General features: G+C 75.9%; 1 protein-coding gene. It reads left to right on the top strand.

The genetic code is table 11. The annotated features are described in order from the left end of the window. Positions 1–25 precede the first annotated feature (25 nt). Positions 26–13,951 (top strand): non-ribosomal peptide synthetase, encoded by a 13,926-nt coding sequence (locus LIX60_RS02405; RefSeq protein ID WP_227956978.1) that lies wholly within the window; start codon positions 26–28, stop codon positions 13,949–13,951. Positions 13,952–13,956: the final 5 nt, after the last annotated feature.

The raw sequence follows: 13,956 nt of genomic DNA, 5'->3' as shown, positions 1-13,956 counted from the left end.
GCAAGCCGCTCTGAGGAGAGAAGCGATGACCCGATCCCTTGTCGAGGACGTGTGGCCGCTGTCGCCGCTGCAGGAGGGGCTGCTGTTCCACGCCGCCTTCGACGACCGGGGGCCCGACGTCTACCAGGGGCAGCGGATGCTCGATCTGACCGGCCCGGTGGAGGCGGGCAGGCTGCGGGTGTCGTGGGAGGCGCTGCTGGCCCGGCACGCGGCGCTGCGGGCGGGCTTCCGCCGGCGCAGGTCCGGGGAGGCCGTGCAGGTCATCGCGCGGGAGGTGCACCTGCCCTGGCGCGAGGCCGATGTCTCGGGACTGGCCGGGGACGAGGCGCGGGCCGAGATGGAACGGCTGGCCGCGGAGGAGCGGGCCGAGCGGTTCGACCCCGCCGTGGCACCCCTGCTGCGGCTGCTGCTGATCCGGACCGGCGAGGAGCGGCACCGGCTGGTCGTCACCAGCCACCACGTCCTCATGGACGGCTGGTCCATGCCGGTGCTGCTCGGGGAACTGTCCACGGTGTACGCGGCGGGCGGGACCGCGGACGGCCTCCCCCCGGTCGCGTCCTACCGGGACTACCTGGCGTGGCTGGGACGCCAGGACCAGCAGGCGGCGCGGGAGGCGTGGCGGGCCGCGCTGGCCGGCGCCGACGAACCGACACTCGTGGCACCGGCCGATCCCGGCAGGACGCCCGTGATCCCGGAGAGTCTGATCACCGACTTCCCCGAGGACCTGAGCCGGCGGCTGGTGGAGTTCGCCCGCGCCCGGGGACTGACGGTCAACACGGTGATGCAGGGCGCCTGGGCGCTGGTGCTCGCGCGGCTGGCGGGCCGCACGGACGTCGTCTTCGGCGGCACCGTGGCCGGACGGCCCGCGGAGTTACCGGGTGTCGAGTCGATGGTCGGCCTGTTCATCAACACCCTTCCCGTACGCGTGCCGCTCGACGCGGGGCAGCCGGTGGCGGAGATGCTGGCCGCACTGCAGGAGCGCCAGTCCGCGCTGATGGCCCACCAGCACCTCGGGCTGTCGGAGGTCCAGCAGCTCGCCGGTGCCGGAGCGGTGTTCGACACGCTCGTCGTGTACGAGAACTATCCGCGTCCCCCCGCGGGTCCGCCGGCCCCGGACACCTTCACCCTGGGCTTCGCCGAGGGGCGGGAGGCCGCGCACTACCCGTTCACGCTGGTCGTGGCGCCCGGCGACCGCATGCGCTGCAAGCTCGACTACCGGCCCGACCTCTTCGACCGGGACACCGCAGGGTCGGTCTTCCGGTGGCTGGAGCGGGTGCTGGAGCAGATGGTCGCGGACCCGTCGGTACCGGTGGGCCGGATCGGCGTGGTGGACGGCCTGGAGCGCGGGCTGGTGCTGGAGGGCTGGAGTGCGACGGCGGGTGAGCCGCCGGGGCTGCCGGTGCCGGAGCTGGTCGCGGGGCGGGTGCGGGAGGCGCCGGGCGCGGTGGCGGTGGTGGACGGCGAACGGTCCCTGTCCTACCGCGAGTTGGACGAGGCGGCGGGGCGTCTGGCGAGGTGTCTCCACGGGCTGGGTGTGGGGCGTGGCGAGCGTGTCGCGGTGGTGATGGAGCGGTCGGCGGATCTGCTGGTGGCGCTGCTCGCGGTGTGGAAGGCCGGGGCGGCGTATGTGCCGGTGGACGCCGGTACTCCGGTGGAGCGGGTGGCGTTCGTGCTGCAGGACGCGGCTCCGGTGGTGGTGCTGTGCACGGAGGCCACCCGGGGCGCGGTGCCGGAGGACACCGCCGCGCGGGTGCTGGTCCTGGATGCCCCGGCTGTGGCGGTCGAACTGGCCGCCGTGGAGGTGCCGTTGTGTGTCCCGGTGGGTCCGCGGGACGTGGCGTATGTGATGTACACGTCCGGCTCGACGGGGGTGCCGAAGGGTGTGGCGGTGCCGCACGGCAGTGTCGCGGCGCTGGTCGGTGAACCCGACTGGTCGGTCGGGCCGGACGACGCGGTGCTGATGCACGCCCCGCACGCCTTCGACGTATCACTGTTCGAGGTGTGGGTGCCGCTCGCCGCCGGAGGCCGTGTGGTCGTGGCGGAGCCCGGCGTGGTGGACGCCCAGCGGGTGCGTGCGGAGGTCACGGACAGGGGTGTCACGGCGGTGCACCTGACCGCCGGTTCGTTCCGCGTCCTCGCGGCCGAGACGCCGGAGTGCTTCCGCGGTCTGCGGGAGGTGCTGACCGGTGGTGACGTGGTGCCGGTCGCCGCGGTGGCCCGGGTGCGGGAGGCGTGCCCGGAGGTCTCCGTGCGCCATCTGTACGGGCCCACGGAGACCACGCTGTGCGCGACCTGGCGGGTCTGGAGGCCGGGCGGGGAGCGCGTCGGTCCGGTGCTGCCCATCGGGCGTCCGCTGCCCAGCCGCCAGGTGTTCGTCCTGGACGCCTTCCTCCAGCCGGTCCCGCCGGGCGTGACCGGCGAACTCTACGTCTCCGGCGCCGGGTTGGGGCAGGGCTACTGGGACCGGCCGGCTCTGAGCGCCGAGCGTTTCGTCGCCTGCCCGTTCGTCCCCGGGGAGCGGATGTACCGCACCGGCGACCTGGTGCGCTGGACCGACGACGGGGAACTCCTCTTCGCCGGACGGGTCGACACGCAGGTCAAGATCCGCGGATTCCGGGTGGAGCCGGGCGAGGTGGAGGCGGCCCTGGCCACGCACCCCGCGGTCGCCCAGGCCGTGGTGGTGGCCCGTGAGGACCGTCCGGGCGAGCGCCGCCTGGTCGGCTACGTCGTCCCGGACGGAAGCGCGGAGAAGCCGGCCGGGGAGGCCGTGCGCGAGCACGCCGTCGAACTGCTGCCCGAGTACATGGTGCCCGCGGTGGTGCTGGTGCTGGACGCGCTGCCCGTGACCCGTAACGGCAAGGTCGACCGAGCGGCCCTGCCCGCCCCCGACTTCGCCGGACGCGTGTCCGGACGGGAGCCCCGGACGGAGAACGAGACCGTGCTGTGCGGGCTCTTCGCGGACCTCCTGGGTCTGGAGCGGGTCGGTGCCGAGGACGGCTTCTTCTCGCTGGGCGGTGACTCGATCTCCTCCATGCAGCTCGTCGCCCGGGCCCGCCGCGCAGGACTGGTGCTCACGCCGCGGCAGGTGTTCGACGAGAAGACCCCAGAGCGGCTGGCGCTCGTGGCGCGGAAGCCGGGGACCGCGGGCCGCGGAGCGGGGAACGCGCGGGACACGGGCGCGGGCGAGGCGCCCTGGACACCGGTGATGCGGGAACTGGGAGAACGGGCCGCCCGCCCGCGGTTCGCGCAGTGGGCGGTGGTCGGCGCCCCGGCCGGGCTCGACCCCGGGACGCTGGCGGCCGGGCTGGCCGCCCTCCTCGACCATCACGCCATGCTGCGGGCCCGGGCGGTACTCGACGCCGGGGAACCCCGCTTCTCGGTCGGCCGGCCCGGATCCGCCGATGCCGCCGCCCTGGTCGGCCGGGTGGACGCCACCGGAGCGGAACCCGGCGCGCTGGACGGGATCGCCGCCCGGGCGGCGCGGGAGGCCGCCGAGCGGCTGGACCCCTCGGCGGGCGCGATGGTCCGGGCGGTGTGGGTGGACGCCGGACCGGAGCGGACCGGCCGGCTGGCGCTGGTGATCCACCATCTGGTGGTCGACGGCGTCTCCTGGCGCATCCTGCTGCCGGACCTGCGGGCCGCGTACGAGGCCGCGGCGGCGGGCCGGAAACCCGAACTCGACCCGGTGGGCACCTCGTTCCGGCGGTGGGCCGGCCTGCTGGCCGGACAGGCGGCCTCCGGAGACCGGCTCGCCGAACTGGACGACTGGGCCGCCCTGCTCGGCGGCGAACGGCTCCCCGTCGGGCGGCGCGCGCTGGACCCGGCGCGGGACACCGCCGCGACCCTGCGCCACCGGTCATGGGTGGTGCCGCATCACGAGGCGGCCGTCCTCACCGGCAGGACACCGGAGGCGTTCCACTGCGGGGTGCAGGACGTCCTGCTGGCGGGACTCGCGGGCGCGGTCGCCCACCGGTACGACGGCGGCACCGGCCACGGCGGCGGTGACGGCAGCGGCACCGGCGCCGGGCTCGTGGTGGACGTGGAGGGCCACGGCCGCGAACCGCTGGAGGGAGCCGACCTGTCCCGCACGGTGGGCTGGTTCACCCGGTCCCACCCGGTCCGGCTGGACCTGTCCGGCATCGGAACCGGCGAGGTCCCGGCCGGGGGCGCGGCGGCCGGTGAGCTGCTGAAGACGGTCAAGGAGCAGGCGCGCGCGGTGCCGGGCGACGGGCTCGGCCACGGGCTGCTGCGCCACCTCGACCCCACCGCCGGCCCCGCCCTCGCCGCCCTGCCGGGCCCGCAGATCGGCTTCAACTATCTCGGCCGGTTCGCCGCCGGCCCCCGTGAGGAACCGGTCGCCGCCTGGCAGCCGGCCGGTGAGACGGCGATCGGCGGCTCGGCCGACCCGGACCTGCCCGCCCCGCACGCCGTCGAGGCGAACGCGGCCGTCCGCGACACCCCCGGCGGCCCCGAGCTGACCCTCACCCTGAGCTGGCCCGACGGGATTCTGGACGAGTCCGAGGCGGAGGAACTGGGGCGCTCCTGGCAGCGGATGCTGAGCGGCCTGGCCGCCCACTCCGCCCGCCCCGGGGCCGGCGGGCACACCCCGTCCGACTTCCCGCTCGCACGCCTGACGCGGGACGGCCTCGCGGAACTGGAGGCCTGCGCCCCGGAACCGGCGGACGTATGGCCGCTGTCACCGCTCCAGGAGGGCATGCTCTTCCACGCCACCTTCGACCAGGAGGGGCCGGACGTCTACCAGAGCCAGCGCCTCCTGGGGCTCGACGGGCCGCTGGACACCGCCCGGCTCCGGGCGGCCTGGGAGGAGCTGCCGGCGCGGCACGCGGTCCTGCGGGCGGGCTTCCACCGCCTGACCTCCGGCGAGGCGGTGCAGGTCGTCGCCCGGCGGGTGGAACTGCCCTGGCGCGAGGCCGATCTGTCCGGCCTCCCGGAGGCCGAGGCCCTGGCCGAGGCGGAGCGGCTGGCCGCGAACGAACTGGCGGAGCGCTTCGACCTCGCGAAGCCGCCCCTGCTGCGGCTGCTGCTCGTCCGGCTCGCCGGGAACCGGTACCGGCTGGCCATCACCAGCCACCACATCCTGATCGACGGCTGGTCGATGCCGGTCGTCCTCAACGAGGTGTCCGCGCTGTACGCGGCGGGCGGAGGCACGGACGCCGCCCCGCGGCCGGCCGCCTCCTACCGGGACTACCTGGCCTGGCTGGCGGGGCAGGACAAGGAGGCGGCCCGGGCCGCGTGGCGCGCGGAACTGTCCGGGGTCGCCGAACCGGTACTGGTGGCCCCGGCGGACCCGGGCCGGGCCCCCGTGACACCCGTCGTGAGCTCCGCGGAGCTGTCCGCGGAGAGCACCCGGGCGCTGACCGGGCGGGCGCGCGCCCACGGGCTGACGGTGAACACCCTGGTGCAGGGCGCCTGGGCGCTGGTGCTCGCGCGGCTGACGGGCCGCACGGACGTGGTGTTCGGCGGCACCGTCGCCGGACGGCCGCCCGAACTGCCCGACGTCGAGTCGATGGTCGGCCTGTTCATCAACACGCTGCCCGTGCGGGTACGGCTGGACGGAGCCCAGCCGGTGCGGGACATGCTCCGGGAGCTGCAGGAGCACCAGTCGGCGCTGATCGCGCACCAGCACCTCGGGCTGCCGGAGATCCAGCAACTCGCCGGGCCGGGCGCGGTCTTCGACACGATGCTGATGTTCGAGAACTACCCGCGGAACGCGCCCGCGCTCTCCGGCCCCGGCGGGACGGACGGCGGAGTGGCGATCAGGCAGCTCAAGACCCTGGCCGGCACCCACTACCCGTTGGCGGTGGGAGCCGTTCCCGGGGAGCACCTCCGGGTCCATGTCACCCACCGGCCGGATCTGTTCGGCCACGAGAGCGCCGCCCGGATCGCACGGGGCGTCGTGCGGGTACTGGAGCAGATCGCGGCGGACCCGTCGGTGCCGCTGGGACGGCTGGACGTGGTGGACCCGGTCGAGCGCGGCCGGACCGTCGAGGGCTGGAGTGCGACGGCGGGCGGGCCGCCGGGGCTGCCGGTGCCGGAGCTGGTCGCGGCGCGGGCGCGGACGACGCCGGACGCGGTGGCCGTCGCCGATGGCGAACGGTCCCTGTCCTACGGAGAGTTGGACGAGGCGGCGGGGCGTGTGGCGGCGCTTCTTTCCGGTTCCGGTGTGGGGCGTGGTGACCGTGTCGCGGTGGTGATGGAGCGGTCCGCCGACCTGCTGGTGGCGCTGCTCGGGGTGTGGAAGGCCGGGGCGGCGTATGTGCCGGTGGATGCGGGTTCTCCGGTGGAGCGGGTGGCGCTGGTGCTGGCCGATGCCGCTCCGGTGGTGGTGCTGTGCACGGAGGCGACGCGGGGCGCGCTGCCGGAGAACACCGCCGCCCCGGTGATGGTGCTGGACAGTGCGTCGGTGGCGGCCGAGGTCACCGCCCGGGAGCCCCGGCCGGGCGTTCCCGTGGGTGCCGGGGATGTGGCGTATGTGATGTATACGTCGGGGTCGACGGGGGTGCCGAAGGGTGTGGCGGTGCCGCATGGTGGTGTGGCGGCGCTGGTCGGCGAGCGGGAGTGGTCGGTCGGGCCGGGTGACGCGGTGCTGATGCACGCCCCGCACGCGTTTGACGCCTCCCTGTTCGAGGTGTGGGTGCCCCTCGCCGCCGGTGCGCGGGTAGTGGTCGCCGAACCGGGCGCGGTCGAGGCCCAGCAGGTGCGGCAGCACATAGCCGGTGGTGTGACCGCGCTGCATGTGACGGCTGGTTCGTTCCGGGTGCTGGCGGAGGAGTCCCCGGAGTGTTTCCGCGGTCTGCGTCAGGTGCTGACGGGCGGTGACGTGGTGCCGCCGGGGGCGGTGTCCCGGGTGCGGGAGGCGTGCCCGGAGGTTTCGGTGCGTCATCTGTACGGGCCGACGGAGACGACGCTGTGCGCGACGTGGCACGAGTTGCGTCCCGGTGACGTGCTGGGGGAGGTGCTGCCGATCGGCCGCCCGCTGCCGGGGCGGCGGGTGTTCGTGCTGGACGCCTTCCTCCAGCCGGTGCCGCCGGGCGTGACCGGTGAACTGTACGTAGCCGGTGCGGGATTGGCGCGCGGTTACTGGGACCGGCCGGGGCCGACGGCCGAGCGGTTCGTGGCCTGCCCGTTCGTCCCCGGGGAGCGGATGTACCGCACCGGCGACTTGGTGCGCTGGACCGAGGGCGGGGATCTCCTCTTCGCCGGCCGCGCGGACGAGCAGGTGAAGATCCGGGGCTACCGCGTCGAACTCGGTGAGGTGGAGGCGGCTTTGGCCACCCACCCGGGCGTCGCGCAGGCGGTGGTGGTGGCCCGTGAGGACCGTCCGGGTGAGCGCCGCTTGGTCGGCTACGTCGTCTCGGACGGAACCGGAGCGCCTGATCCGCAGCTTGTGCGCGAGCACGCCGCCGCGGTGCTGCCGGAGTACATGGTCCCCGCCGCCGTCCTCGTCCTGGACGCGCTTCCGGTCACGGAGAACGGCAAGGTGGACCGCAAGTCGCTGCCCGCCCCGGAGTTCGAGGGCGCCGCCTCCGGCCGTGAGCCGCGGACGGTGGCGGAGGAGACGCTGTGCCGGCTCTTCGCCGAGGTGCTGGGTGTGGAGCGGGTCGGCGTCGAGGACAGTTTCTTCGCGCTCGGCGGTGACTCGATCATGTCGATGCAGCTGGCCGCCCGCGCTCGCCGCGCGGACCTGCTCTTCAAGGCCCAGGACGTCTTCGAGCACGAGACCCCCGCCGGACTGGCCGCCGTCGCCCACAGCGCGGCCCGGGAAACCTCCGGGCCGGACACGGACACGGGCGCCGGCGAGGTGCCCTGGACACCGGTGATGCGGGAACTCGGCGACCGGGCCGCCCGGCCCGGCCTCGCCCAGTGGGCGATCGTCGGGGCACCGGCCGGACTGCGGCGCGACGCCCTTGTGGCCGCTGTCGGCACCGTGCTGGACACGCACGACATGCTGCGGGCCCGGGTCAGCGGGGACGGGACGGAGCGCGTGCTGGCCGTCGGCGAGCGCGGCTCGGTGGACGCGGCCGAGCGGATCGGCCGGGTGGACGCCACCGGGGCGGCGGACGGCGACCTGGACGGCATCGCGGGCCGCGCCGCGCGGGAGGCCGCGGCAGGGCTCGACCCCACGCTCGGAGCGGTGCTCCGGGTGGTGTGGGTGGACGCCGGACCGGACCGCCCCGGCCGGCTCGTCCTGGCGGCACATCACCTTGTCGTCGACGGCGTGTCCTGGCGCATCCTGCTGCCAGATCTGCGGGCCGCGTACGAGGCCGTGGCGGCCGGGCGCGAGCCGTCGCTCGACCCGGTGGAAACACCGTTCCGCCGATGGGCCGGCCTCCTCGCCGAGCAGGCGGTCTCGGAGGAGCGGACCGCCGAACTCGACGCCTGGACCGCCTTGCTCGGAGAGGCCGCGGCCCCCGTGGGGTGGCGCGCCCCGGACCCGGCGCGGGACACCGCCGCGACGGTGCGCCGCCGCTCGTGGACGGTGCCCGCGGGACCGGCGCGGCCCCTGGTGAACAGGACACCGGCGGCCTTCCACTGCGGGGTGCACGAGGTGCTGCTGGCCGCCCTGGCCGGAGCCGTCGCCCACCGGCGCCCGGACACCGGCTCCGCGACGCTGTTCGACATCGAGGGGCACGGCCGCGAACCGGTCGGCGGAACGGACCTGTCCCGCACCGTGGGCTGGTTCACCAGTACCCACCCCGCCCGTCTGGACCCGGCGGGCGTCGACCTGGACGCCGTGCTCACCGGCGGTCCCGCGGCCGGCAGGCTGCTGAAGACCGTCAAGGAGCAGCTCCGGGCGGTGCCCGGCGACGGACTCGGCCACGGGCTGCTGCGCCACCTCAACCCCGGCACCGGGCCCGCCCTGGCCGCACTGCCCGGCCCGCAGATCGCGTTCAACTACCTGGGGCGGTTCGCCGCCGGACCGCGGGCCGGCGGGGACACCGCGGTCTCCGCCTGGCAGATGGCCGGTGACGCGGCGATCGGCGGCTCCGTCGACCCGGACATGCCCGCCCGGCACGCGCTGGAAGCGGGCGCGGCCGTCCTGGACACCGCCGGGGGCCCGGAGCTGACCCTGACGCTGAGCTGGCCGGAACAGGTGCTCGACGAGACCGAGGCGGACCGGCTGGGCCGGCTCTGGCTGGACATGCTCGCCGGCCTGGCCGCGCACACCGCCGACCCCGCCGCGGGCGGGCACACCCCCTCCGACTTCCCTCTCGTGGATCTCACCCGGGACAGTGTGGAGCGGCTGGAGGCCGCGGTGCCGGGCCTGGCGGACGTCTGGCCGCTCTCCCCGCTGCAGGAAGGGCTGCTCTTCCACGCCGCCTTCGACGACCGCGGCCCGGACCTCTACGAGGGGCAGCGCGTCCTGGCCCTGGACGGGCCGCTCGACGCGGACCGGCTGCGGTCGGCGTGGCGGACGCTGACCGGCCGGCACCCGGTGCTGCGGGCGAGCTTCCACCGCCTGGAGTCCGGCGAGGCCGTGCAGGTCATCGCGGGGGAGGTGGAACTGCCCTGGCACGAGGCCGATCTCTCCGGGCTGCCGGAGGACGAGGCGCGGGCAGGACTGGACCGGCTGGTCCGGGAGGAGCGGGCCCGGCGGCTCGACGTCACCCGGGCACCGCTGCTGCGTCTGCTGCTGGTCCGGCTCGGCCGGGACCGGCACGTCCAGGTCGTCACCAGCCATCACATCGTCACGGACGGCTGGTCCCTGCCGGTGATCATCGGTGAGCTGTCCGCGCTGTACGAGGCGGGCGGCGACGGCGACCGGACCCTGCCGCCGGCGACCTCGTACCGGGAGTACCTCGCCTGGCTGGAGCGGCAGGACAAGGAGGCGGCCCGGGAGGCGTGGCGCGCGGAGTTCGCCGGCCTGGACGAGCCGACGCTGGCCGTGCCCGGGGACGCGGCCCTTGCCCCGGCGGTGCCGGACCGCGTCCCGTTCGCGTTCCCGGAGGACCTCACCCGCGCCGTGGAGGCCCTGACGCGCGCCCACGGGCTGACCGTCAACACGGTGGTCCAGGGCGCGTGGGCGCTGCTGCTGGCGCGGCTGGCGGGCCGGACGGACGTGGTGTTCGGCGCGACCGTGGCGGGCCGGCCCGAGGAGCTGCCGCGCGTGGAGTCCATGGTCGGCCTGTTCCTCAACACCCTGCCGGTGCGGGTCAACCCGTCGGGGGAGGAGTCCGTCGCCGCGATGCTCACCGGCCTGCGGGACCGGCAGGTCGCACTGATGTCCCATCAGCACGTCGGTCTCCCCGAGATCCGCCGGCTCGCCGGTCCGGGTGCCGTCTTCGACACGCTCGTGGTGTACGAGAACTACCCCCGCCCCGCTCTCCGTGAGCCCTCGCCCGGCACGCTGACCATCCGGCCCGGCGGCAAGCCGGAGGACACCGGCCACTACCCGCTGACGCTGATCGCGGTGCCCGGCGAGCGGATGCGCGGCGAACTCGTCTACCGGCCCGACGTGTTCCCGCGCGCCTGGGCAGAGGACCTGGTGGCCTCGCTCGCCCGGGTCCTGGAGCAGATGGCCGCGGACCCCTCCGCGCCCGTGGCGCGGGTCGGCGTACTGGGGCCGGAGCAGCGCGCGCTCACCCTGGACACCTGGAACCGGACCGCGGTGCCGGCCGCCGCCGCGCCGCTGCCGGAGCTGTTCCGCCGGCAGGCGGAGCGGTCGCGGGACGCGGTGGCCGTGGCGGACGGCGAGCGGACGCTGACCTACGGCGAGCTGGAGGCCGGGACGGGCCGGCTGGCCCGCCATCTGACCCGTGCGGGCGTCGGCCCGGAGGACGCGGTGGCCGTCATGGTGCCGAGGTCCGCGGCGCTGGTGACATCCGTGCTGGCGGTGTCCGCGGCCGGCGGGGTCTTCGTACCGGTGGACCCGGCCCACCCCGCCGAGCGCATCGCGTTCGTGTTCCGCGACACGGAGCCGGCGGTGGTGGTGTGCACCCGGGAGACCCGCGACGCGGTACCGCCGGGCTTCCCGGGCCGGCTGGTCGTCCTCGACGACCCGGAGACCGCCGGGGCCGTCGCCGCCCGTCCGCCCGGCCCGCTGACCGACGGGGAGCGCCGCGCACCGCTGGACGTCCGCAACGCCGCCTACGTCATCCACACCTCCGGATCGACCGGGGTGCCGAAGGGCGTGGTGGTGACCCATCGGGGCCTGGGCAACCTGGCCCGCGCACAGATCGAGCGGTTCGCGGTGGCACCCGGCTCCCGGGTGCTCCAGTTCGCCTCGCTGAGCTTCGACGCGGCCGTCTCCGAACTCTGCATGGCGCTGCTGTCCGGCGCCGCACTGGTCCTGACCGGCCCGGAGGGCCTGCCGCCGCAGGTGCCGCTGGGCGAGGCGCTGCGCGCGACGGGAGCCACCCATGTGACCGTGCCGCCGAGCGTGCTGGCCACGGAGGAGGAACTGCCCGATGGCCTGGAGACCCTGGTGGTCGCCGGCGAGGCCTGCCCGGCGGCCCTGGCGGACCGCTGGTCCGCCGGGCGGCGGATGGTGAACGCGTACGGCCCCACCGAGGTGACGGTGTGCGCGGCGATGAGCGCGCCGCTGTCACCCGGCGGTGCCGAGGTGCCGGTCGGACGCCCGATGGCGAACACGCGGGCCTACGTCCTCGACGGCTTCCTGCACCCCGTACCGCCGGGGGCGGTGGGCGAGCTGTACGTCACCGGCCCCGGACTGGCCCGCGGTTACCGGGGGCGCCCGGGCCTGACGGCGGAGCGGTTCGTCGCCTGCCCGTTCGTCCCCGGGGAGCGGATGTACCGCACCGGCGACCTGGCGCGCTGGACCGGGGACGGCCACCTCGTCTTCACCGGCCGCGCCGACACCCAGGTCAAGGTGCGCGGCCACCGGATCGAACCGGGAGAGGTCGAGGCGGTGCTGTCCGCGCATCCCGGGGTCGCCGGGGCCGTGGTCGTGGCACGCCGGGACGGCCCCGGCGGCGACCGCCTCGTCGCCTATGTCGTCCCGGCCCCGCCCCGCCCGGGCGACGGCCCCGCCGGGGCGCGGCCCGTCGAGGAACTGCTCGGCGCGCTGCGCGACTTCACCGGCGAACGGCTCCCGGACGCCATGGTGCCGTCGGTGTTCGTACCACTGGACCGGCTGCCGCTCACCGCGAACGGCAAGGTGGACCGCCGGGCCCTGCCCGCCCCCGACTACGACGGGAAGGTCTCCGGGCGGGAGCCGCGGACGGCGGCCGAGACGGTGTTCTGCGACCTGTTCGCCGAGGTGCTGGGGCTGGAGCGGGCCGGGGCCGACGACAGCTTCTTCGAACTGGGCGGCGACTCCATCTCCTCGATGCAGCTCGCGTCCCGCGCCCGGCGCGCCGGCTATGCGGTGACGCCCCGGCAGGTCTTCGAGGAGAAGACGCCCGAACGGCTGGCCGCCGTGGCCGGACCGGCCGGCGCCGCCACCGAGGACGTGGAGGACATCGGCACCGGCGAAGTGCCGCGGACCCCCGTCATGCTGGCCCTCGGCGAACGCGCCCTCCGTCCGCGGTTCGCGCAGTGGGCGGTGGTCGGCGCCCCGGCCGGGCTGGGACGCGACGTGCTGACGGCCGGCCTGGCCGCCGTCCTCGACCGACACGCCATGCTGCGGGCCCGGGTGGAGACCGGCGACGACGGGGAGCCGCTCCTCGTGGCCGGCGAGCCCGGCACGGTCGACCCCGCGGACCTCGTCACGCGGGTGGACGCCGGCGGCGCGGACGACGGCTCGCTGGACGCCGTCGCCGGCCGCGCCGCGCGGGAGGCCGTGGAACGGCTCGACCCCCGCGCGGGCGTACTGCTGCAAGCCGTCTGGGCCGACGCCGGGCCCGGACGGACCGGGCGGCTGGTCCTCGTCGTCCACCACCTGGCCGTCGACGGCGTGTCCTGGCGGGTGCTGGTACCGGACCTGGCCATGGCCTGCGAGGCCGCGGCGGCGGGACGCGAACCGGTGCTCGACCCCGTCGGAACGTCCTTCCGGCGGTGGGCGAACCTGCTGGCCGCCCAGGCCGGCGACCCCGGCCGGGTCGCCGAACTCCCGGCGTGGAAAGCCCTGCTGGGCGAGCCGGACCCGCTGCCGTTCGCCCGCGCGCTCGACCCGGCCCGGGACACCGCGGAGACCTTGCGCCGCCGGTCCTGGACGGTTCCCGCGCGGGAGGCCGCCATCCTGGCCGGCCGCACCCCGGCCGCCTTCCACTGCGGAGTGCACGAGGTACTGCTGGCCGGACTGGCGGGCGCCGTGGCACGGACCCGGCAGGACGGCGGCACCGCCGTGCTGGTGGAGGTGGAGGGCCACGGCCGGGAACCGGTCGAGGGCACCGACCTGTCCCGCACGGTGGGCTGGTTCACCAGTACGCACCCGGTCCGGCTCGACGCCGCCGGCGTGGACCTCGCCGGCGCGGCCGCGGGCGGCCCCGCGGCCGGCGCGCTGCTGAAGGCCGCCAAGGAACAGGTGCGGGCCGTGCCCGGCGACGGACTCGGCCACGGGCTGCTGCGCCACCTCAACGCCGGGACCGGACCGGTGCTGGCGGCCCTCCCCGGCCCGCAGATCGGCTTCAACTACCTGGGACGTTTCACCGCCGGCAGCCGCCGGGGCCCGGTCGGCCCCTGGCAGCCGGCCGGTGACACGGCCATCGGCGGCTCGGCCGATCCCGGCATGCCCTGCGAGCACGCGCTCGAAGCGGCCGCGGCCATCATGGACACTCCCGCGGGCCCGGAGCTGACGCTTACGCTGAGTTGGCCCGCCGCCGTGCTGGACGAAGCCGCGGCGGAGCGACTGGGCCGGGCATGGCTGGACCTGCTGGGCGGCTTGGCCGCCCACACCGCCGATCCCGCCGCCGGCGGCCACACACCCTCCGACTTCCCCCTCCTCGACCTCGCCCAGAACCAGATCGAGGAGCTCGAAGCCGGGCTCGCCGACGAGAAGGCACAGCCGACGCACCGCAAGCTCTGGTGAGGAGA

The sequence above is a fragment of the Streptomyces sp. S07_1.15 genome, assembly GCF_020739505.1.
Taxonomy (GTDB): Bacteria; Actinomycetota; Actinomycetes; order Streptomycetales; family Streptomycetaceae; genus Streptomyces; species Streptomyces xinghaiensis.
The sequence above is the reverse complement of the archived record's forward strand: the minus strand, read 5'-3'. Positions and strand labels throughout refer to the sequence as shown.